General features: G+C 63.0%; 22 protein-coding genes. 7 read left to right on the top strand and 15 right to left on the bottom strand.

What is annotated here, in order from left to right:
• Positions 1-13 precede the first annotated feature (13 nt).
• The 7 genes from G7026_RS03695 to G7026_RS03665 form a co-directional block, all read right to left on the bottom strand.
• Positions 14-343 carry a Na+/H+ antiporter subunit G gene (locus G7026_RS03695; RefSeq protein WP_181069422.1) on the bottom strand — a complete coding sequence of 110 codons (330 nt, stop codon included), beginning with the start codon at positions 341-343 and terminating at the stop codon, positions 14-16.
• 12 nt (positions 344-355) lie between these two features.
• On the bottom strand, positions 356-625 hold the full coding sequence (locus tag G7026_RS03690; protein ID WP_181069421.1) for a K+/H+ antiporter subunit F: 270 nt from the start codon (positions 623-625) through the stop codon (positions 356-358).
• Positions 610-1,110: a Na+/H+ antiporter subunit E gene (locus G7026_RS03685; RefSeq protein WP_181069420.1), complete on the bottom strand. Its 501-nt coding sequence runs from the start codon at positions 1,108-1,110 to the stop codon at positions 610-612. The genes G7026_RS03690 and G7026_RS03685 overlap by 16 nt, the downstream gene beginning before the upstream one ends.
• Positions 1,107-2,609 (bottom strand): monovalent cation/H+ antiporter subunit D, encoded by a 1,503-nt coding sequence (locus tag G7026_RS03680; RefSeq protein WP_181069419.1) that lies wholly within the window; start codon positions 2,607-2,609, stop codon positions 1,107-1,109. The genes G7026_RS03685 and G7026_RS03680 overlap by 4 nt, the downstream gene beginning before the upstream one ends.
• Complete coding sequence (locus G7026_RS03675) at positions 2,606-2,935, bottom strand: Na+/H+ antiporter subunit C (protein WP_138410183.1); 330 nt, start codon at positions 2,933-2,935, stop codon at positions 2,606-2,608. The genes G7026_RS03680 and G7026_RS03675 overlap by 4 nt, the downstream gene beginning before the upstream one ends.
• Entirely contained in the window at positions 2,935-5,727 is a 2,793-nt protein-coding gene (locus tag G7026_RS03670) for a monovalent cation/H+ antiporter subunit A (RefSeq protein WP_181069418.1), read from the bottom strand. Before G7026_RS03670 ends, G7026_RS03675 begins: the two co-directional genes overlap by 1 nt.
• Before the next feature lie 233 nt (positions 5,728-5,960).
• A complete protein-coding gene (locus tag G7026_RS03665; protein WP_181069417.1) occupies positions 5,961-6,422 on the bottom strand; it encodes an outer membrane lipoprotein in 462 nt (153 codons plus the stop codon).
• A 177-nt stretch (positions 6,423-6,599) separates the two neighbouring features.
• On the opposite strand from G7026_RS03665, the gene G7026_RS03660 reads away from it, so the two are divergent.
• Positions 6,600-6,836 carry a hypothetical protein gene (locus tag G7026_RS03660; protein WP_181069416.1) on the top strand — a complete coding sequence of 79 codons (237 nt, stop codon included), beginning with the start codon at positions 6,600-6,602 and terminating at the stop codon, positions 6,834-6,836.
• Positions 6,837-6,843: 7 nt separating this feature from the next.
• On the opposite strand, the gene pdxH is transcribed toward G7026_RS03660, so the two are convergent.
• The 4 genes from pdxH to dinG all read right to left on the bottom strand — a co-directional run bounded on the left by pdxH (position 6,844) and on the right by dinG (position 11,819).
• The gene (gene pdxH, locus G7026_RS03655; RefSeq protein WP_181069415.1) at positions 6,844-7,491 is read right to left on the bottom strand and encodes a pyridoxamine 5'-phosphate oxidase; all 648 of its coding nucleotides are present in this window, start codon (positions 7,489-7,491) and stop codon (positions 6,844-6,846) included.
• Positions 7,492-7,628: 137 nt separating this feature from the next.
• Positions 7,629-8,279 carry an OmpA family protein gene (locus G7026_RS03650; protein WP_181069414.1) on the bottom strand — a complete coding sequence of 217 codons (651 nt, stop codon included), beginning with the start codon at positions 8,277-8,279 and terminating at the stop codon, positions 7,629-7,631.
• 137 nt (positions 8,280-8,416) lie between these two features.
• Complete coding sequence (locus tag G7026_RS03645; RefSeq protein ID WP_181069413.1) at positions 8,417-9,565, bottom strand: serine hydrolase domain-containing protein; 1,149 nt, start codon at positions 9,563-9,565, stop codon at positions 8,417-8,419.
• A gap of 109 nt (positions 9,566-9,674) precedes the next feature.
• Positions 9,675-11,819, bottom strand: a complete 2,145-nt coding sequence (gene dinG / locus G7026_RS03640; protein WP_181069412.1) for an ATP-dependent DNA helicase DinG — start codon at positions 11,817-11,819, stop codon at positions 9,675-9,677.
• A gap of 85 nt (positions 11,820-11,904) precedes the next feature.
• On the opposite strand from dinG, the gene G7026_RS03635 reads away from it, so the two are divergent.
• Positions 11,905-12,369 (top strand): CopD family protein, encoded by a 465-nt coding sequence (locus G7026_RS03635; RefSeq protein WP_181069411.1) that lies wholly within the window; start codon positions 11,905-11,907, stop codon positions 12,367-12,369.
• A 55-nt stretch (positions 12,370-12,424) separates the two neighbouring features.
• On the opposite strand, the gene G7026_RS03630 is transcribed toward G7026_RS03635, so the two are convergent.
• Complete coding sequence (locus G7026_RS03630; RefSeq protein ID WP_181069410.1) at positions 12,425-13,036, bottom strand: OmpA family protein; 612 nt, start codon at positions 13,034-13,036, stop codon at positions 12,425-12,427.
• A 165-nt stretch (positions 13,037-13,201) separates the two neighbouring features.
• Here G7026_RS03630 and G7026_RS03625 point away from each other — a divergent pair, with 165 nt between their 5' ends.
• Positions 13,202-13,699 (top strand): DUF6231 family protein, encoded by a 498-nt coding sequence (locus tag G7026_RS03625; protein ID WP_181069409.1) that lies wholly within the window; start codon positions 13,202-13,204, stop codon positions 13,697-13,699.
• A gap of 2 nt (positions 13,700-13,701) precedes the next feature.
• Positions 13,702-14,190 (top strand): YchJ family protein, encoded by a 489-nt coding sequence (locus G7026_RS03620; RefSeq protein WP_181069408.1) that lies wholly within the window; start codon positions 13,702-13,704, stop codon positions 14,188-14,190.
• Between the two features lie 49 nt (positions 14,191-14,239).
• Here G7026_RS03620 and fpr read toward each other — a convergent pair whose 3' ends face one another.
• A complete protein-coding gene (fpr, locus tag G7026_RS03615; RefSeq protein ID WP_181069407.1) occupies positions 14,240-15,016 on the bottom strand; it encodes a ferredoxin-NADP reductase in 777 nt (258 codons plus the stop codon).
• Positions 15,017-15,134: 118 nt separating this feature from the next.
• Here fpr and G7026_RS03610 point away from each other — a divergent pair, with 118 nt between their 5' ends.
• Positions 15,135-16,061: a LysR family transcriptional regulator gene (locus G7026_RS03610; protein WP_181069406.1), complete on the top strand. Its 927-nt coding sequence runs from the start codon at positions 15,135-15,137 to the stop codon at positions 16,059-16,061.
• 5 nt (positions 16,062-16,066) lie between these two features.
• On the opposite strand, the gene erdR is transcribed toward G7026_RS03610, so the two are convergent.
• Positions 16,067-16,714 carry a response regulator transcription factor ErdR gene (gene erdR, locus G7026_RS03605; RefSeq protein WP_181069405.1) on the bottom strand — a complete coding sequence of 216 codons (648 nt, stop codon included), beginning with the start codon at positions 16,712-16,714 and terminating at the stop codon, positions 16,067-16,069.
• Positions 16,715-16,954: 240 nt separating this feature from the next.
• Between erdR and G7026_RS03600 the strand changes: the two genes are divergently transcribed.
• Positions 16,955-17,851, top strand: coding sequence for a DMT family transporter (locus tag G7026_RS03600; RefSeq protein WP_181069404.1), 897 nt, complete (start codon positions 16,955-16,957; stop codon positions 17,849-17,851).
• Between the two features lie 9 nt (positions 17,852-17,860).
• Here G7026_RS03600 and G7026_RS03595 read toward each other — a convergent pair whose 3' ends face one another.
• A complete protein-coding gene (locus G7026_RS03595; RefSeq protein ID WP_181069403.1) occupies positions 17,861-18,589 on the bottom strand; it encodes a tRNA-uridine aminocarboxypropyltransferase in 729 nt (242 codons plus the stop codon).
• Positions 18,590-18,713: 124 nt separating this feature from the next.
• Between G7026_RS03595 and G7026_RS03590 the strand changes: the two genes are divergently transcribed.
• Positions 18,714-19,112, top strand: coding sequence for a PA3611 family quorum-sensing-regulated virulence factor (locus tag G7026_RS03590; RefSeq protein WP_181069402.1), 399 nt, complete (start codon positions 18,714-18,716; stop codon positions 19,110-19,112).
• Positions 19,113-19,333: the final 221 nt, after the last annotated feature.

Raw genomic sequence — 19,333 nt, 5'->3', positions numbered from 1 at the left:
CGCATCGAGCAGGTCAGTCCCAGGGCTTGCCGCGGGTCTTCTCGTCGATGCGCAGCTTCTGCTGCAACGCGGCCTTGGCCAGCATATGCGCTGCAACCGGCGCGGTGAGGAAGAGGAACAGGGTAATCAGCGGCTCGTGGAGGCTGAGCCCATCGCCCTGACTGCTGAAGAACAGCATCGAGGCCACCACGATGCCGCCGACCCCGAGGGTCGTGGCCTTGGTTGGCGCATGCAGGCGGGTGAAGAAGTCGGGCAGGCGATACAGCCCGATGGCACCGACCAGCGCGAAAGCACTGCCGAGCAGCAGCAGCACACAGATGATGATTTCGATCCAGAGAGGCATCGTGGCGTTCCTTTAATCGATGATGTCGCCGTGCAGCAGGTGCTTACACACCGCCACGGTACTGACGAAGCCCATCACCGCGATCAGCAGCGCCGCCTCGAAGAAGAGATCGGAAGCGAGCCAGATACCGAACAGGATGATCAGCGCAAGCGCGTTGATGTAGAGCGTGTCGAGCGCCAACACCCGGTCAGGCATGTCCGGCCCCTTGATCAGTCGCACCAGATTGAGCACCAGCGCGATGCTGATCAGCACCAGGCAGAACGGGATTACGTACGCGAGCATTCGAATGCCTCCAGCAGCGGCGCCTCGTAGCGGCGCTTGACCTCGCCGACCAGCTGGTCGACATCCGGCGCGTTCAGCGCGTGGACCAGCAGCATGCGCCGATCCTCGCTGAGGCTTGCCGAAACCGTACCCGGCGTCAGCGAGATGATGCTGGTGAGCACCGCCAGGACGAACTCATCCTCGATCGCCATCGGCACTTCGACGAAGGCTGGCGACAGGCGATTCTTCGGACCAACGACCAGCAGCGCGACATGAACGTTGGCCACGACGATGTCGTAAAGCACCTTGAGCATGAACAGGCACAGCTTGAGCGGTTTACGCACCTTCGGCACATCGATCAGGAAACCGCGACAAAGGAGCGGTATGACCCAGCCGAGAAAGGCGCCAAGCAATAGATGGCCTAAGCTCAGGGTATTGACCAGCAACATCCAGAGCAGCGTGAGCAGAACGGTCAGGACCGGGTTGGGTAGCCAGCGTGCGCTCATGCTGCACCTCCTTGCACCATGCGCAGATAACCGGGCACATCCAGCAGCTGGCTGGCTGTGGCCTTTATGTAAGCCTCCAGCGGCGCGGCTGCGATGACCAGCAGCAGGCCGCCAAGCAGCAACGAGGCTGCCGCGAAGACGCGCCATGGATCGGCCCGCTCCGCTACGGCCGGCGCCTCGCTCGGCTGCCAGAACACCAAGCTTCCGGCCCGGCTCAGCGCCACCAGCATGCCCAGCCCGCCGATCAGCACCACCGGCCACAGGACGAGTGCTGGCAGGCCCATCTCGACCGCGCGCAGCAGCATGACCTTACCGAGAAAGCCTGAGAATGGCGGCAGGCCGGCAACCGAGATCGCCCCCACGAAGAACATCGCCCCCAGCAACAGCGGCTGGCGCAACGAAGGCCCGGGGACCAGTTGCGAAGCGGCCTCGCCGCGCTGACGAGCGATGAGGTCCGCCAGCAGGAACAGCCCACCGGCCACCAGGGTGCTGTGGATCAGGTAATACAGCGCGCCAGCCAGGCCTTGCTCATTGCCAATGGCGATGCCCGCCAGCAGCGTGCCGACCGATACCACCACCAGGTAGCCGAGCATCACTTGCAGGTTACGCGCTCCCAGGGCACCAATCACACCGGCGGCGAGCGTCAGCAATGCCAACGGCCACAGCCAGTCCTGAACCATGTTCGCCAGCTCGCCGGCTTCGCTGCCGAATATCAGGGTAAACACGCGAATAATGGTGTACAGACCGACCTTGGTCATGATCGCAAACAGCGCGGCGACTGGCGCCGACGCCGATGCATAGGCCCGAGGCAACCAGAAGTACAGCGGCAGGATCGCGGCCTTGAGCGCGAATACGACCAGCATCAGGAAGCCGGCCGCGCCGAGCAGCGGCAATACTTCCGGATCGGCTGCGCTGACCCGCGCAGCCACGTCGATCATGTTCAGCGAGCCGGTCAGGCCGTAAATCATGCTGACGCCTATCAGGAACAGCGACGAACCGACCAGGTTGAGCACGACATAGTGCAAGCCCGCCCTCACCCGATCCGCGCCGTTGCCGTGCAGCAGCAATGCGTAGGACGCGATCAGCAGGATCTCGAAGAAGACGAAGAGGTTGAACAGGTCGCCGGTCAGGAAGGCGCCATTGATACCGAGCAGCTGAAACTGGAACAGCGCGTGAAAGTTCGGGCCACGTTCGTCGTCGCCGCGGCTCGCGTAGAGCAGTGCGAAACCAGCCAGCACAGCGGTCAGCAGCAGCATCAAGGCACTCAGGCGATCGAGTACCATGACGATGCCGAACGGTGGCTGCCAATTACCCAGTGCGTACAGGCGCAGTTGATCGTCGCCGGCCAGCATCAGCAGCCAGATGCCGATAGGTATCAGCAGACCGGTGGAAACGAGCGAAATGGCGCGCTTTGCCGGCAGCGCCAGGCGATTCAGAACGAGCAGAAGGCTACCGACGAACAGCGGCAGTACCAGCGGAAGCATGACAGCATGGTTCATTCGCGCGGCTCCCGCCCGTCGACATGGTCGGTTCCCACTTCACCCATGCTGCGCAGCGCCAGCACCACGACGAAAGCAGTCATGGCGAAGCCAATCACTATCGCCGTCAATACCAACGCCTGAGGCAGAGGATCTCCGTACTCGGCGCTCTTGCCGATCACCGCCGGCATCCCGGTCGAGAGACGTCCCATGGAAAAGATGAAGAGATTGACCGCATAGGAAATCAGCGTCAGCCCCATCACCACGGGGAATACCCGAGCACGCAGCAGCAGGTAGACCCCACTGGCCGTCATCACGCCGAGCGTTATCGCGAACAGCGCTTCCATCAATAAACCTCCTTGCGCGAATTTCCCTGACTGACATGGCCGATGTTGGACAACATCAGCAATGTCGAGCCGACCACGGCCAGGTAGACGCCGAGGTCGAACAGCATCGCGGTGGCCAGTTCGAATTCGCCAATCAATGGCAGGTGGAAATGGTCGAATGCCGACGTGAGGAACGGATAGCCGAACACCCAACTGCCAAGACCGGTGAGCGCAGCGATGAACACGCCCGCGCCCGCAATGGCGTGATAGCTGAGCGGCTGGCGCTCCTGAGTCCAGGCCACGCCATTGGATAGGTACTGCAGGATCAGCGCTACCGCGGTGACCAGTCCGGCGATGAAACCGCCACCGGGAAGGTTGTGCCCGCGCAGGAAGATGAACACCGAAATCAGCAGCGCCATCGGCAGCAGCGCCCGCGAGAGCGTGGAGAGGATCATCGGATGCCGATCGCTCGACCAGGGTCGACCGCCGTAGTCCCGCTCAGGATGCGGCAATCCCAGACCGCGTAGCATCGCGTAAATACCCACTGCGGCGATGGCCAGCACGGCGATCTCGCCCAGCGTGTCGAAGCCGCGGAAGTCCACCAGGATCACGTTGACCACGTTGGTTCCGCCGCCGCCGGAGACGCTGTTTTCCAGGAAGAACGAGGCGATGCTGTCGTAGGGCCGGGTCATCACCGCGTAAGCGAGCAGGCCCACCATGGTGCCGCTGGCACCGGCCAGCACCAGGTCACGAAACCCGCGCAGGCTGCTGGTTTCCACTGGCGTGCGTGCCGGCATGAAATACAGGGCCAGCATCAGCAGAATGATGGTCACCACTTCGACCGACAGCTGCGTCAGCGCGAGGTCTGGGGCCGAGAAACGTGCAAACGCCAGCGCCACCATCAGGCCGGCACCGCTGAGGATCATCAGCGCCACCAGCCGGCTACGGTGGAACAGCACAGTCAGCAGCGAGGTCAGCGCGAGAATGCCGAGGCCCAGCGCGGTGATACCGTCGATAGGTGACAGTTCGAGCGGTCCATGCAGCGATTGCAGCGGGGTCAGCGCGACCACCACCAAGACCAGCGTACTGATCAGCATCAGCGCGATATAGCGTTGCAGCGACCCGGTCTCCAGCGAGTCGGTCAGGCGCTGAGCGGCACGGGCGACACCGTTCACGCTGCGCTTGAAGACGTCCAGCGAATCGACCGCCGGCAGTCCCTCGTACCAGGCGAACATCACCTTGCGCAACGAATACACCAGGATGCCTCCCACCAGCGCAATGAAACTCATCGCCAGCGGCAGGTTGAAGCCGTGCCAGATCGACAGGCTGTATTCGGGCACCTCGCCGTGCAGGCTTCCGCTTACCGCGGCCGCCAACAAAGGGGCCACAGTGTAAGCGGGCACCATGCCGACCAGCAGGCAGAGCAGCACCAGCACCTCGACCGGGATCTTCATGTAGCGCGCCGGTTCGTGCGGCGGATACTTCGGCAGGTCGATCGGCTCGCCGTTGAAGAACACGTCATGGATGAAGCGCAGCGAATAGGCCACCGAGAACACCCCGGCCAGCGTCGCGGCGGCGGGAATCGTCCAGTAGAAGCTGCCCAGCAGATGCTGGTCCAGGGTCTCGGCAAAGAACATTTCCTTGCTGAGGAAGCCGTTGAGCAACGGCACGCCGGCCATCGCCAGCGACGCCACCATCGCCAGCACCGCGGTATGCGGCATGTACTTCCACAGCCCGTTGATTCGCCGCATATCCCGCGTTCCGGTCTCGTGATCGATGATCCCAGCCGCCATGAACAGCGACGCCTTGAACGTGGCGTGGTTGATGATATGGAAGATCGCCGCCACTGCAGCCAGGCGCGAGTCCAGACCGAACAACAGGGTAATCAGGCCCAGGTGGCTGATCGTCGAATAAGCCAGCAGCCCTTTGAGGTCGTGCTGGAACAACGCCATGATCGCCCCTACCAGCAGGGTAGTCATGCCGGTCAGGCTGACGATGTAGAACCACCACTGCGAATCGGAAAGCGCCGGATACAGGCGCGCCAGCAGGAACACACCGGCCTTGACCATGGTCGCCGAATGGAGGAAGGCGGACACCGGCGTTGGCGCGGCCATGGCCTGCGGCAGCCAGAAATGGAACGGGAACTGTGCCGACTTGGTGAAAACCCCAAGCAGCACCAGGATCAGCGCCACCGGATAAAGATCATGGGCGCGAATGGCATGGCCGGCCGCAAGCACCGTCGACAGCTCGAAGCTACCGACGATATGGCCAATCAGCAGAATGCCCGCCAGCAATGCCAGGCCGCCGCCGCCGGTCACGGTCAGCGCCATGCGTGCGCCCTGGCGAGCATCGGAACGGTGGCCCCAGAAGCCGATCAGGAGGAACGAGGACAGGCTCGTCAGCTCCCAGAACATCAGCATCAACAGCAGGTTTTCAGACAGCACCACGCCAAGCATGGCGCCCATGAACAACAGGAAGTAGGCGTAAAAGCGCCCCATTGGCTCCTTTTTTGAGAGGTAGTACCTCGCATACAGGATGACCAGCAGGCCGATGCCGAGAATCAACAGCGCGAACAGGAAGCCTAGCCCGTCGAGGCGCAGACTCAGGTTCAATCCGATATCGGGCAGCCAAGGCAGGCGGACGATCTCGACGTCGCCTGCGAATACCTGACTGCGACGCCCCAACAGGATGATCAGCGCGATCAGGGGCGCAAGGCCCGCTCCGAACGCACAGGCGGAGCGGCCATAGCGCTCGAGGATCAAAGGCAGGACGATGCCGAGAAAGGGCAAAGCGATGATCAGCGCAAGCGCCATGAAACGAACTCCTCAAACCGGCCTCACGAGGTGGCCAAACACATCCTTCACCGGCAATAGCCCCGGCGACGGGCCATGACCGGCCCAAGTGATAACCATCGATTATCCATATCGATCAGGCTAGCGTCATCGCTTGATGTATTTCTAAAAAACAAAATCGCCGCCGGGACCCGCCGAATGACGGAGCCTGGCAGCGTTTTTACCAGCCTCTGAGCGTCACAATGACGCAGGTATCAGTGAGCGACCCGGCTGGTACCGTTGACGGTCATGATGCGTACGCGCTGGCCGACGCTGAACACTTGATTCGGCTCCACCTCCTGAACGTAGGCACGCATACTGCCATCGTCCTCACGTACGGTGATCTCCACGCCCTGCGTGCGGGTGATGCCCTCCTCGGCAGCCGAGCCGAGCATGCCGCCGGCCACCGCACCGATCACGGCCGCCACGGCACTGCCGCGCCCGCCACCCACACCACTGCCAGCGATGCCGCCGACCACGGCTCCGGCACCGGTACCGATCGGGGTCTTGGTCCCTTCGAGCTTGACCGGCCGCAGCGACTCGATGGTGCCGTATCGCACCGTCTGAACTGCGCGAGCCTCGTCGCGGGAATAGGTATCGCCCGTCAGGTTAGACTGACAGCCGGTTATCGCCAAGGTAACGGCAGTAAACGAAGCAACGAAAATCGACTTGCGCATAGCATTCTCCTCGTACGGACGGTTCGGCCCGATCATCCGTGCCGCCAAGACTTTCTGATCCTGGCAACCTCGCCCAGCTGGCTGAGCATCGTTAATTGATCGGACCACATTCTACTGATCCCTATCCCGACGCTTGCCGCCGCACTGTTACAGGCCATTGAATAAACGGGACTCATCATGGATTACTTCATCATATTTATCACCACGGCGGCGGCCCTGGTCTTCCATGGTTGGCTGATCGTCCGCTTCCGTTGCTGGGCGGACCGTGACCTTGCATTGTCGCTCGCAGGGAACGACCCGGCCAAGCGCGCCTGGATGCTCGAGCGCCTGGCCCGGGCAGGAGACGAAGGGATAAAGCGCCGCGACCTGCCTCGCTGGCTGGAGGACGAAGCGGGCCGCTACGCGAAGAACTGAATTCGCGTCAGGGAGCCAAACGCTCGCGCCGCCAGGTACTGGCGTGCAGGTGATAGTTCAAGCGGTCATGCAGACGGCTGGGGCGGCCCTGCCAGAACTCGATACGCTCCGGCAATAAACGATATCCGCCCCAATGCGGCGGACAGGTTGGCGCTTGATCGAGGAAACGCTGCTCGGCCTGGGCGAGCATGCGCTCGAGCTCGGCGCGATCCGCGATGGGCCGGCTCTGTGGAGAAGCCCAGGCCCCCAGACGGCTACCCAAGGGGCGCACCTGATAGTAGGCGTTGGATTCTTCCGCGCTGACCCGCTCGACACTTCCCTCGATGCGCACCTGCCGCTCCAGACTGGGCCAGAAAAATGTCATGGCCGCGTAGGGGTTGACCTGAAGCTGCTCGCCCTTGGCGCTCTGGTAGTTGCTGAAGAAGGTGAAACCGCGCTCGTCGAGCCCTTTGAGCAGCAATACCCGGCAATGCGGGCGACCTTCGGCGTCGACGGTGGCTAGCGTCATCGCGTTGGGCTCGACGGGAATCTGCTCGGTCTTCACCGCCTCGGTGAACCATCGGCGAAACAGCGCAAACGGTTCGTCCGGCGCGTTGGCCTCGCTCAGGCCATCTCGGGTGTAGTCGCGGCGCATGTCGGCCAGGGTCTGGGTCATCGCTGGAGCTCCTGAATCGGGATGTTCAGAGCTTATCCGCTTTGCGCGATCCAGGCTTGATTCAAGGCAAAGCCCGCGTGGCCCCGGGTGGCCGCGCCAAGAACGTCCGAAGGGCCGGCGAACGGCCCGGACGGGATTTACTTGGTCGCCACTTCGGTAGCTGCGACCTGAGTCGGAGCTGCGGCGGCGGGCGCTGCCACAGCCGGCCGGCTGTACTGCGCGATCAGCGCCTGCATGGTGCTCTGCGGCGCCAGGACCATCTCGACGCGGCGGTTGAGCGCGCGGCCTTCGCTGCTGTCGTTGGCGGCGCGGGGCATGTCCGAACCCAGGCCACGGATCAACAGGCGGTCAGTCTTCAGACCGCTGAGCCGGAAGATCGCTGCCACGGCCCCGGCTCGCTCACGGCTCAGGACACGGTTGGCTTCCTCGGCACCGGTGCTGTCGGCATGACCAAGTACGACCACGGCGGTCTTGCTGTCATTCTCGACCATCTTGGCCACGCGGCTCAGCGGACCGAGGGTGGCCGGCAGCAGCATGCCGGGACGATCAGGGTTGAAGGAGGCGTCGACCGGGGCGGTCACCACCAGCAGCGCATCGCGGCGCTCGAGCTCGAAGCGGCTGTCCTTGAGCGCATCGCGCAGGCGCGGCTCGTAATCGTCGAGCCAGGCGAGATCCACCTTGGGTTCTTCCGGCACGGGCTCGGCCTTGCTGACTTTGTCTCCTCCGAACATGCTGCAGCCGGATACGGTCATGCAGAGAATCAAGGTGGCGTGCTTGAGCAGCTTCATATGCAGGTTCCGTCGACGTTTTAGGAGGTGGCTTGAACGGGCCCCGCAGCAGAGCCCCGAAAATCAAGGATTCGGCTTAAATTGTGTATGCAACTCTTTATTCTGCAAAGGGTTGTCTATCCGTTCTGACGAGTGGTTCAACCTAGGCATTGTAAAACTGTGCGCGCCAGCTTCTGTGCCCTCGGGTCCATCAGCACATAGGGACCGAGGGTGTTGGTGACAAAGCCGAACGACACCTCCCGTTGCGGGTCGGCGAAACCCACGCAGCCACCCGCACCGGGATGGCCAAAGGCGCCTGGCCCCATGCCGAAGGTGGCATTGGTTACCTCGGGCTGGTCCAGCCAGCAACCCAGCGCGAAACGGGTCGAAGCCAACAGCGTGCGGTCTTCTCCGTGGCAATGTTCGCGGGTCATTTCGGCCAACATGGCCGGATCGAGCAGGCGCCCCTGCAGCAGCCCGCTGTAGAAGCCAGCCAGGGCGCGCGCATTGCCATGTCCGTTGGCCGCGAGCTGCGCCATGCGCCTCCACTCCGGCTTGTTGGAACTGTTAAGCACTGACGGGGGATTGTTGAAAGCGCGTGCACTGAGCGACCTGGGCTCACTCAGGGTTGCCTTGAACAACCGCTGGGCCGCTGCGTCGCCAAAGTCATTTTTGACCCGGGTGAGATAGCCGACTCGATGAAACTCGCTGTCATCCAGCCCGAGGTGGAAATCCAACCCCAGTGGCGTGGCCGTGCGGGCGACGACCGACTCGCCCGGCTCGCGGCCGTCGACGCGCCGTAGCAGCTCCCCGATCAGCCAGCCATAGGTGATGGCCGCATAGCCATGTCCATCTCCGGGCATCCACCAGGGCGCCTCGGCCGCCAGGGCGTTGGTCATGATCTGCCAGTCATAGAGGGCTTCGGGCGGCAGGTCATTGCGAATCGCCGGCAGGCCGGCCTGGTGGGACAGCAACTGGCGAAGGGTGATGCCCGCCTTGCCGTTCTGGGCGAACTCGGGCCAGACCTTGGCTACCGGAGCATCGAGTTCGAGCTTGCCCTCTTCGACCAGCTGCAGAGCGGCTACGGCAGCAAAGGTCTTGGTGCAGGAAAACAGGTTGACGATGGTGTCGCTCTGCCAGACCTGTTCCCCGGCCGTGTCGGCCACGCCAGCCCACAGGTCGACCACGGTCTCGCCGCCGACCTGCACGCAAACTGCCGCACCGCGTTGCTGGGTACCGTCGAACAGAGCGCTGAATTCTTCTCTGACCGCCTCGAACTTGAGCTCGAAATGTCCCTGGATCTGCACGCGCCTGCCCCTTCGTCTTAGGTGTCGCGCATTGTTCCAGCGTCAGCGCCGGATGGGAACAGGCAGCGCGGCGCCATTACTGAAATGGATCCGCCTCCAGGCCCCGCGGTTATTCGATCTCGCGGCGAAACGGCGGCAGCGCGTTGAGGATCGCCTTGCCGTAGCGCTGGGTCACCACTCGGCGATCGAGTAGCGTGATCTGTCCCCGGTCCTGCTCGGTACGGAGCAGACGCCCGCAGGCCTGCACCAGGCGCAACGAGGCATCGGGCACGGCGATTTCCATGAACGGATTGCCGCCGCGCGCCTCGATCCATTCGGCCAGCGCCGCTTCGACCGGATCGTCCGGCACGGCGAAGGGAATCTTGGCGATGATCACGTGCTCGCAATAGGCGCCGGGCAAATCGACCCCTTCGGCAAAGCTTGCCAGCCCGAAGAGCACGCTGGTCTCGCCGTCGTCGATCCGCGCCTTGTGCTTGTTCAAGGTCTCCTGCTTGGACAGGTTGCCCTGGATCAGCACCCGGCGACGCCACTCGCGATCGAGTCCGTCGAAGACGTCCTGCATCTGTCGGCGCGAGGAAAACAGCACCAGCGTGCCTCGCGCACCTTCGACCAACCGTGGCAGCTCCCGCACGATGGCCGCGGTATGCGCCGCGGCTTCGCGCGGATCGGCCTTGAGGTCGGGCACCCGCAGCACGCCGGCATCGGCATGATGGAAGGGGCTGGGCACCACCGCAGTAACAGCGTTCCTCGGTAATCCGGCGCGCATGCGGAAGCGATCGAAACTGTTCAGCGCGGTCAGGGTGGCCGAAGTCACCAGCGCGCCGTAGGCAACGTGCCAGAGGTTGCGCCGCAACGTCTCGGCGGCAAGGATCGGGCTGGCATTGACCTCGATGTCATACAGCACCCCGCTCTCGGCCAAGGTCAGCCAGCGTGCCATCGGCGGACTGTCCTGAGGATCTTCGACGGTAAAGGCCGTCCACAGCTCCCAGTTGCCCTGGGCCCGAACCAGCAGGCTGCCGAACAACGGATACCATTCCTCGGCCTGATGGCTGGCGATGCCCACCGTGGCTTCGCCATCCATCGCCTCCTTGAGCAGTTCGGCCAGACGCGTGAAAACATCGTTGAGCTTGGCGAAGCCTTTCTTCAGCTCCAAGCCCAGCTCGCGCAAGTGCTCGGGCACCAGCCCGCCGACGAACCGATGCCGTGGCCGCTCGCGTCCTTCCATGTCTTCGCCGGCCTTGAAATCCGCCACCTGTTCGCAAGCGGTGAACATGAACTGCTGCTGGGTGCGCAGCTCGCGGGCGAGCTCCGGAACGCCCTCGATCAGGCGCCCCAGCTCGCCTGGAAGCGGATGCTGCGCCAGGAGTTTGGTCAGGTTCTTTTCGATCTGCCCCAGCCAGTCGGCGGTTGAGCGCAGACGGGTGAAATGGGCGAAGTGACCGATCGCCTTATCCGGCAGATGATGGCCTTCATCGAACACGTAAAGCGTGTCGCGCGGATCGGGGAGAACCGCTCCGCCGCCCAGTGCCAGGTCGGCCAGGACCATGTCGTGGTTCGTCACGATCACATCGACCTTGGTCATGCCCTCGCGTGCCTTGTAGAACGAGCACTGCTGGAAATTCGGGCAATGGCGCCCAGTGCATTGGCTGTGATCGGTAGTCAGGCGGGCCCAGACCGGATCTTCCAGCGCCTCGGGCCAGGCATCGCGGTCCCCGTCCCAGCGATTTCCGGCGAGCCTTTCGATCATGCTGTTGAACAGCTTCTGGCTCACTTCATCGACATCGATGCCGAAGCCTTCTTCCTCGAATAGCTGCGCGGTCGCGCTTTGCGCCTGCCCCTCCTGCAGCAGCACATCCAACTTGGACAGGCACAGGTAGCGGCCGCGGCCCTTGGCCAGGGCGAAACTGAAGTTGAGCCCGCTGTTGCGCATCAGGTCGGGCAGGTCCTTGTTGACGATCTGCTCCTGCAAGGCCACCGTCGCGGTGGCGATCACCAGGCGCTTGCCCGCTGCCTTGGCGGTGGGAATCGCGGCCAGGCTGTAGGCGACGGTCTTGCCGGTACCGGTCCCCGCTTCCACGGCGACGACGGCGGGCTCGCCCTCGCGACGCCCCTCCTCGTCTGTCTCGATGGCACCCAGAACCTTGGCCACCTCGGCGATCATTAGCCGCTGGCCATAGCGGGGCTTGAGCCCCTTGGCTTCGAGAAAACGGGAGTAGGCGCCCTGGATCTGGGACTTGAGTTCGGTACTGAGCATGGGCGCGTAGCTGTATAAATTTTCAGTATTTTAACGTGGCGGCTATGATAGCGCGCGATTCCCCTACCGCCACCGGAGATTTGTCATGACCGCCTTCGCGCTCCTCTACGCCTTGCACGCACTGGCCGCGCTGGTCTGGGTCGGGGGCATGTTCTTCGCCTGGGTGATTCTCCGACCGGCGGCCGTCGCTACGCTACCGGCACCGGAGCGCCTGACGCTATGGGCTGACGTGCTACGTCGTTTCCTCCAATGGGTATGGGTCGCGGTCCTGCTGCTACCGCTCAGCGGTATCGGGCTGTGGCACATGCGCTTCGCCGGCCTCGACGGCGCGCCGCGTTACGTGCACCTGATGGCGGGGCTTTACCTGGTAATGCTCGCGCTGTTCCTGCGCATCTCGTTGCTGCATTACCCGCTGCTGAAGACGAGCGTGGCGGCCGGCACCTGGCCGCAGGCGGGCGCCGCGCTGGGGCAGATTCGCCGCTTGGTGGGCATCAATCTGCTGATCGGCATCGCGGTATTCATGGCGGCCACCGCACGGCCGATGTTCTAGTCGACGGACACGAAAAGGCCGGGCAGATGCCCGGCCTTTTCGATTGCACTGCCGTTTACGGACGGGCTTCTACTTCCGCCTCGACACGACGGTTGATCGCACGGCCCTCCTCGGTGGCGTTGTCGGCAACCGGACGGGACTCGCCGTAACCCACCGAGTTCACGCGATTACCCTCAACGCCGTACTGATTGACCAGCACGTCACGAACGGCATTGGCGCGGCGCTCGGACAAACGCTGGTTGTAAGCGTCGGTGCCCACGGAGTCGGTGTGGCCCTCGACGACGGTGGAGGTTTGCGGGTACTGCTTCATGAAGTCGGCCAGGTTCTGGATGTCGCCGTAGCTCTCGCTACGCACCTGAGCGCGGTCGAAATCGAACTTAACGTCCAGCTCAACGCGCACCGGCTCTGCGACCGGCTCGGGTTCAGGCTCGGCCATCGGCACAGGCTCGACCTCGACGGTTTCCACCACTGCCAGCGTCTGCTGGCCATCCTCACCATGCACCCAGCAATAGGCGGCAGCCATGCCGCCACCGATCAGAGCGCCCCAGCCCGCATAGGTGGAGCTTTCGATCGCCCCCAGGGCGGCACCGCCCACACCACCCACCGCAGCACAGGTGGGCCAATCCTGTTTCTGCACCCCGGCACAGCCGGCCAGAACGGTAGTCATGAAAATCACGGGTACAGCTGTCCGTAAAGTACTCATTATTAAACCTCCAGTTTGGGAACGGCCAGAACCGCCACTTCGTAATGCCAGACGCCGGCTCCGGTTGTGCCAGGACTAGGCCGCCAAGCGACTCCGCGCTAGTCTCTGAACTCATACGAGGATCTCGATTTGATCAACAGCAGCTCCACTCAAACACCTCAGCAGGCTTTGGCCGCGCTCCTCGAACACTACGCGCCCGCCCGCCTGCTGCACATCGGCCGCAGCGACATTCCCGCCGTCGATGCGTTCTGCCAGGTTCACCCTGACAGCCGTCTGGACCGCGCCGAAGCCGGTCCGCTGCCTGCCGAACTGGCCAGCCAGCGCTACGACATCGCCCTGGTGGCCGATTGCCTCGAGCATATGCCCAAACGCAACGGCCTGGAACTGCTGGGAGGCATCCGCAACCTCAATGCTAGCCGCATCGCCGTACTGGTTGACCTCGATGCCACCGACTGGCAAGTGACAGACTTCTATGCTCTGGCGTTGCAGGTGAGTGATCGCTTCACGCGCGCTGATCAGACGTTGACTCTCCTGACCTACGACCTGCTGCAGTACAAGCAGGTTCCGGACTGGCTCAACGCCAGGTTCTGGGCGAATCCGCAAATGTTCGGCAAATATTGGTGGTAGCCGTGAAAAAAGCGATTCCCGACAACCATTCACCCTGCCCCTGCGCGAGCTCCGACAGCCTCGCCGATTGCTGTGGGCGTTACCATGCGGGCACACCGGCACCAAGCGCTGAAACGCTGATGCGCTCGCGCTACAGCGCCTATGTACTGGGGCTGATCGAGTACCTGAAGGACACCACCCTGCCAGCGCAGCAATCGGCGTTGGATCTGGAGTCGATGCGCGCCTGGAGTGCCTCGAGCACCTGGCTGGGGCTGGAAGTCGAAGAGAACACGGTACTCGGTGGCAAGCCGGAACACGCACTGGTGCAGTTCACGGCGCGCTGGCATGACGAGGCGGGGGAACACGCGCAGCAGGAGCGGTCCGCATTTGTCCAGCATCAGGGGCGCTGGTACTACATCGACGCCACGGTGCCCTTGAACGCGAAGCGCAACGACCTCTGCCCTTGCGGCAGCGGCCAGAAATTCAAGAAGTGTTGCGGCCCCTACGTCTGAGTGCCGCAGAAAGAACGCCTGCCCGACCGGGCAGGCGCAACGGGAAGGCTTACTTCTCGACGAAGGCCCGCTCGATCAGGTAATCGCCGGGCTCGCCCATGCGCGGAGAGATTTTCAGGCCAAAGCCATCGAGCACTTCGCTGGTTTCGTCGAGCATGCTCGGGCTACCGCAAATCATGGCGCGGTCGTCCTGAGGGTTGATCGGCGGCAGGCCGATGTCGGTGAACAGTTTGCCGCTGCGCATCAGATCGGTCAGACGACCCTGATTGCGGAAGGGCTCGCGCGTGACGGTGGGGTAATAAATCAGCTTTTCCCGAACCGCATCGCCAAAAAATTCGTTCTGCGGCAGCGCCTCGGTGATGAAGCTCTCGTAGGCCACTTCATTCACGTAACGCACGCCATGGATGAGGATGACCTTCTCGAAGCGCTCGTAAGTTTCCGGATCTTGGATCACGCTCATGAACGGCGCGAGGCCGGTACCGGTGCTGAGCAGGTAGAGATGCTTGCCCGGCAGGAGGTCGCCAAGGATCAGCGTGCCGGTCGGCTTGCGACTGACCATCAGCTCGTCGCCTTCCTTCAGGTGCTGCAGGCGAGAGGTCAACGGACCGTCCTGAACCTTGATGCTGAAGAATTCCAGATGCTCTTCGTAATTCGGGCTGGCGATGCTGTAAGCGCGCATCAGCGGGCGACCGTTGACTTCCAGGCCAATCATGACGAACTGGCCGTTCTCGAAGCGCAGACCCGGATTACGGGTGGTCTTGAAGCTGAACAGCGTGTCGTTCCAGTGATGAACACTGAGGACTCGCTCGACGTTCAGGTTACTCATGCTGGGAATTCCTCATTAACGGGGCGCCGAACCGACGGCAGTATTGCCCGATAGTTTATCGACCCCTGTAATATCTGTTAATTGAATATTAAAGATATAGGTAATCGGTTATATAGATATGCGATTTACCCTCAGACAACTTCAGGTATTCGTCGCCGTGGCCCGCCAGGAAAGCGTGTCCCGTGCCGCGCAAACGCTCTCGCTTTCACAATCGGCCACCAGCACCTCGCTCACGGAACTGGAACGGCATGCCGACTGCCAATTGTTCGATCGCCTGGGCAAGCGCCTTTCGCTCAACACCCTGGGCCGCCAGCTGCTGCCCCAGGCCGTCGCCCTGCTCGACCGGGCCAAGGCGATCGAGGACCTGCTCAACGGCAAGAGCGGCTTCGGCTCTCTGGATGTCGGCGCGACACTGACCATCGGCAACTATCTCGCCACCCTGCTGATCGGCAGTTTCATGCAGCGCCATCCGGAATGCCGGGTGAAGCTCCATGTGCACAACACCGCTCACATCGTGCAGCAGGTCGCGCATCATGAACTTGACCTGGGTCTGATCGAAGGCGATTGCCAGCACGACGAGCTGGAGATTCAACGCTGGGTCGAGGACGAACTGGTGGTTTTCTGCGCACCGCAGCATCCCTTGGCGCAGGCAGGCGCGGTCGACCTGGAGCGACTCTCGACCGAGGCATGGATTCTACGTGAACAGGGTTCCGGCACGCGACTGACGTTCGATCAGGCGATGCGTCATCACCCGCGGCCCTTGAATGTGCGCCTCGAGCTCGAGCATACCGAGGCGATCAAGCGCGCTGTGGAATCAGGGTTGGGGATCGGCTGCATCTCGCGCCTGGCGCTACGCGACGCCTTTCGCCGCGGCAGCCTGGTCGCGGTGGAAACCCCGGCGCTCGACCTGACCCGGCAGTTCTATTTCATCTGGCATTCGCAAAAGTACCAGACCGCCGCGATGCGCGAGTTCATCGAACAGTGCCAAGCGCTCACCGCTGGCGTTCGACGCAGCGACGAGATCGTCCTGCCACCGATCGCCTAGCTGGTTCAGGCCGGAATGCTTTCCATCTGCTGCAACAGCAGCGCCGCCTGGGTCCGAGTACGCACGCCGAGCTTGCGGAAGATCGCAGTCACATGCGCCTTGATCGTGGCTTCGGAAACGTTCAGCTCGTAGGCGATCTGCTTGTTCAACAACCCGTCGCAGACCATCGTCAACACCCGGAACTGCTGCGGCGTTAGGCTGGATAGACCCGCGCTGGCCGCCTTGGCTTCGTCACTGACCGACACCGCCGCGTCAATTGGCGTCGGCCACCACGTATCGCCGTCGAGCACGGCGCGAACGGCTGTCTGAATGGTTTCGAGGGCGCTGGATTTTGGAATGAAGCCGCTGGCACCGAATTCGCGCGCCCGAGCCACCACGGCGGCTTCCTCCTGGGCTGAAATCATCACCACCGGCAGCTGCGGATATTGGCCACGCAGCAATACGAGACCGGAGAAGCCATAGGCGCCAGGCATGTTCAGATCGAGCAGGACCAGATCCCAATCGGCGCTTTGTCCGAGGCAGTTTTCCAGTTCGGCGATGCTGGCCGCTTCGACGAGGCGAACGTTCTGGCCCAACCCCAGGGTCAGTGCTTGCTGAAGGGCGCTTCTGAACAGCGGATGATCATCGGCGATGATTATTTCGTACGCGGCCATGGCAGATCCTATTGTTGTTATTGGCAGGACCTGGCGAGGCCAGGGCCAACACAAATGCCTGGGATGACTCCCGACGTCCTCTCGGGCATTGGCCGGCGACCTTGTCGGCATGCCACAACGCGCATCGACCGTCCGCCGTAAAAAAACCAAAGCGGCGCAAGCATGCCCACCCCCACCAGGAGTGGTCAAGGGCACCGCTTTACGGCAAAGTCTGCGCCTTTTTCCCAATCGAGACCATCCATGCGTAGCCAAGCCCTGCGTGCCGACATCCTCATGCTGATAACCGCGATGATCTGGGGATCGGGTTTCGTCGCCCAGCGAATGGGCATGGATCATATCGGTCCGTTTCTCTATACGGGCCTGCGTTTCAGCCTGGGCGCGCTGGCGCTGCTGCCACTGGTACTCTGGCGCGGGCGGACCGCCGCGCGCCACGAGCCGTTCCTGCAACGCGGCCTGCTGCTTGGCGGTTTGGCCATGGGGATGGCCTTGACGGTCGGCATCAACCTGCAACAGGTCGGCCTGCTGTTCACCAGCGTCACCAACTCGGGGTTCATCACCGGCCTGTACGTGATCGTCGTGCCGCTGCTCGGGCTGATCATCGGCCACAAGACCGGACTGGGCACCTGGCTGGGGGCGATTCTCGCCGTAGTGGGCATGGGCTTTCTGAGCATCGGCGAGAACTTCCACATAGCCCTGGGTGACTGGATACAGCTGGCCGGCGCGTTCGTGTGGGGCCTGCACGTACTCTTGGTGGGCTTGTTCGTCAGCCGCCATGACGCGATCCGCCTGGCATTCCTGCAGTTCGCCACCTGCGCCGTGGTGAGCCTGATTCTGGCCGCTGTGTTCGAGCAGGCCTCGGTCGAAGGCATCCTGCTCGCAGGGCCCGCACTCATCTATGGCGGCCTGTTTGCGGTCACGGTCGGCTACACCCTGCAGGTGGTCGCGCAAAAGCACGCCATCGCTTCCCACGCCGCCATCATCCTCTCCCTCGAAGCAGTATTCGCCGCCATTGCCGGCGCGCTCCTGTTGCAGGAAAGCCTCAGTCTGCAAGGTTATTTCGGCTGTGCCCTGATGTTCACAGGCATGCTGGTCGCCCAACTGTGGCCGCGCAAGCTGCCGGCCGGGCATACCGACTGAGGCCCTGCGTTAGTCGGCCTCCGGAGCGCTTAGGTAGGGCCGCAACGGCAAGTGAACGGGATCGTCTGCCGTGATCGGCCGCTGGGTTTTGGCGCCGAGATAATGGGCAGTAAATGCATCCAGCCAGGCGTCCAGCGCAAGAGAAGCCGGCGTGTCGCCTGCCAGCTCCAGGCACAGGGCCGCGACCTCGGCCGTGCACAGATGCTCGCTGCGGGTAGAACGCCGTAGCCGATAGCGCGACAACTGCTCGGGCTCCAGGCTGAGCACGGGGAAACGGTCCAGGTAGGGGCTCTTGCGGAACATCTTGCGCGCCTCGGTCCAGGTCGCATCGAGCAGGATGAACAGCGGCCGCTTTCCGGCTGGAACCGCAAGCTGCGACGTCACCCGCTCAGCGCCCGCGTATTCGCCGGGAAACACCACTACCGGCACCCATTGCGGATCATCCAGAAGCGCCAGCAGGCGAGGATCGACACCGGTACGAAGCCAGCTGAAAGCATAGGTCTGCATTACCACATCGGCGATCAGCCAGCCGGTGTTGCTGGGCTTGAGTGGCTCGATGTCGTGCATCAGCAGGCAGACGCCGGCTTGCGCCGACACCTGCGGGGTCCACGCGCACAGGCAGTGGCTGGCAGCAATTCGGCAACGCGGGCAGCGCGGCATACGCGATCCGCGAGCAATGAACGGCTTGACGCTGCGCGCGAGGCGCTCGTCTCGCAGCCGCGATACGGCGTGGGGCATGGCTGGTCGGCACTAACCGGAAGGGGGCGCCAGTCTAACAGAGCGCACCCCGTACCCACGCTGGGGAAATGAACCCCACCCGGCCTGACCGGTCAACACAGGCAGTTCCCAAGGAGATTTGCCCATGCAACGCCTGACCACCCTGCTCGCCCTCTGCCTGCTCGTGCCTGCTGCCCAGGCCGCCTCGCTCAAGGAGCAGCAATTGGGGCAACTGCTCGACCGCGTAGCCAAGGAGAGCAATGTCGGCACGCCACGGGCCATCAACTCCGACATTCTGGACCAGGGGTACACCGTCGACGGCAATGAGTTGGTCAACCACTTGAGCGTCCAGCCGCGCCATGCCGCGCAGATGCGCGACAACCCCAGCGACGTTCGCGGCCAACTGGCGCAGAGCGTCTGCAACAACGACGGCCTGCGTGTCCTGCTGCAACAGGGCGCCGTGCTGCGGTACGAGTTCAGCGAATACCAGAGCAATCGTCCCATCGCCACCGAGCGCTACTCCGCCAATGATTGCGGCGTCTGACAATACCCTTGCCTACGGCGACGCCTGGCCAGTGCCAGGCGTCGTCGCTTGAGCCTTCCATCCGCCGGTAGCCCCGCTGTCGCTCTGTCGGCCCGTTTATCGATCGAAGCACCACTCATAAGACCCGGGCCTCAGGCAGGCCGTCCTAAACCCTACAGCGCCTAGCCCGCACTCGCCCCAACCGAGCATAACCCTTGACTGGAGATGCCCGGCACAGCAGG

This window comes from Stutzerimonas azotifigens (genome assembly GCF_013522725.1).
GTDB lineage: Bacteria > Pseudomonadota > Gammaproteobacteria > Pseudomonadales > Pseudomonadaceae > Stutzerimonas > Stutzerimonas azotifigens_A.
The sequence above is the reverse complement of the archived record's forward strand: the minus strand, read 5'-3'. Positions and strand labels throughout refer to the sequence as shown.

What these genes read in the sequence shown, in the direction of transcription:
- fpr (WP_181069407.1), bottom strand. Translation starts at nt 15,016, where the DNA reads ATGAGTAACCTGAACGTCGAGCGAGTCCTCAGTGTTCATCACTGGAAC.
- G7026_RS03635 (WP_181069411.1), top strand. Translation starts at nt 11,905, where the DNA reads ATGACCGCCTTCGCGCTCCTCTACGCCTTGCACGCACTGGCCGCGCTG.
- G7026_RS03630 (WP_181069410.1), bottom strand. Translation starts at nt 13,036, where the DNA reads ATGACTACCGTTCTGGCCGGCTGTGCCGGGGTGCAGAAACAGGATTGG.
- G7026_RS03665 (WP_181069417.1), bottom strand. Translation starts at nt 6,422, where the DNA reads ATGCGCAAGTCGATTTTCGTTGCTTCGTTTACTGCCGTTACCTTGGCG.
- G7026_RS03660 (WP_181069416.1), top strand. Translation starts at nt 6,600, where the DNA reads ATGGATTACTTCATCATATTTATCACCACGGCGGCGGCCCTGGTCTTC.
- erdR (WP_181069405.1), bottom strand. Translation starts at nt 16,714, where the DNA reads ATGGCCGCGTACGAAATAATCATCGCCGATGATCATCCGCTGTTCAGA.
- G7026_RS03595 (WP_181069403.1), bottom strand. Translation starts at nt 18,589, where the DNA reads ATGCCCCACGCCGTATCGCGGCTGCGAGACGAGCGCCTCGCGCGCAGC.
- G7026_RS03600 (WP_181069404.1), top strand. Translation starts at nt 16,955, where the DNA reads ATGCGTAGCCAAGCCCTGCGTGCCGACATCCTCATGCTGATAACCGCG.
- G7026_RS03685 (WP_181069420.1), bottom strand. Translation starts at nt 1,110, where the DNA reads ATGAGCGCACGCTGGCTACCCAACCCGGTCCTGACCGTTCTGCTCACG.
- G7026_RS03670 (WP_181069418.1), bottom strand. Translation starts at nt 5,727, where the DNA reads ATGGCGCTTGCGCTGATCATCGCTTTGCCCTTTCTCGGCATCGTCCTG.
- G7026_RS03590 (WP_181069402.1), top strand. Translation starts at nt 18,714, where the DNA reads ATGCAACGCCTGACCACCCTGCTCGCCCTCTGCCTGCTCGTGCCTGCT.
- dinG (WP_181069412.1), bottom strand. Translation starts at nt 11,819, where the DNA reads ATGCTCAGTACCGAACTCAAGTCCCAGATCCAGGGCGCCTACTCCCGT.
- G7026_RS03695 (WP_181069422.1), bottom strand. Translation starts at nt 343, where the DNA reads ATGCCTCTCTGGATCGAAATCATCATCTGTGTGCTGCTGCTGCTCGGC.
- G7026_RS03680 (WP_181069419.1), bottom strand. Translation starts at nt 2,609, where the DNA reads ATGAACCATGCTGTCATGCTTCCGCTGGTACTGCCGCTGTTCGTCGGT.
- G7026_RS03650 (WP_181069414.1), bottom strand. Translation starts at nt 8,279, where the DNA reads ATGAAGCTGCTCAAGCACGCCACCTTGATTCTCTGCATGACCGTATCC.
- G7026_RS03610 (WP_181069406.1), top strand. Translation starts at nt 15,135, where the DNA reads ATGCGATTTACCCTCAGACAACTTCAGGTATTCGTCGCCGTGGCCCGC.
- G7026_RS03675 (WP_138410183.1), bottom strand. Translation starts at nt 2,935, where the DNA reads ATGGAAGCGCTGTTCGCGATAACGCTCGGCGTGATGACGGCCAGTGGG.
- pdxH (WP_181069415.1), bottom strand. Translation starts at nt 7,491, where the DNA reads ATGACCCAGACCCTGGCCGACATGCGCCGCGACTACACCCGAGATGGC.
- G7026_RS03690 (WP_181069421.1), bottom strand. Translation starts at nt 625, where the DNA reads ATGCTCGCGTACGTAATCCCGTTCTGCCTGGTGCTGATCAGCATCGCG.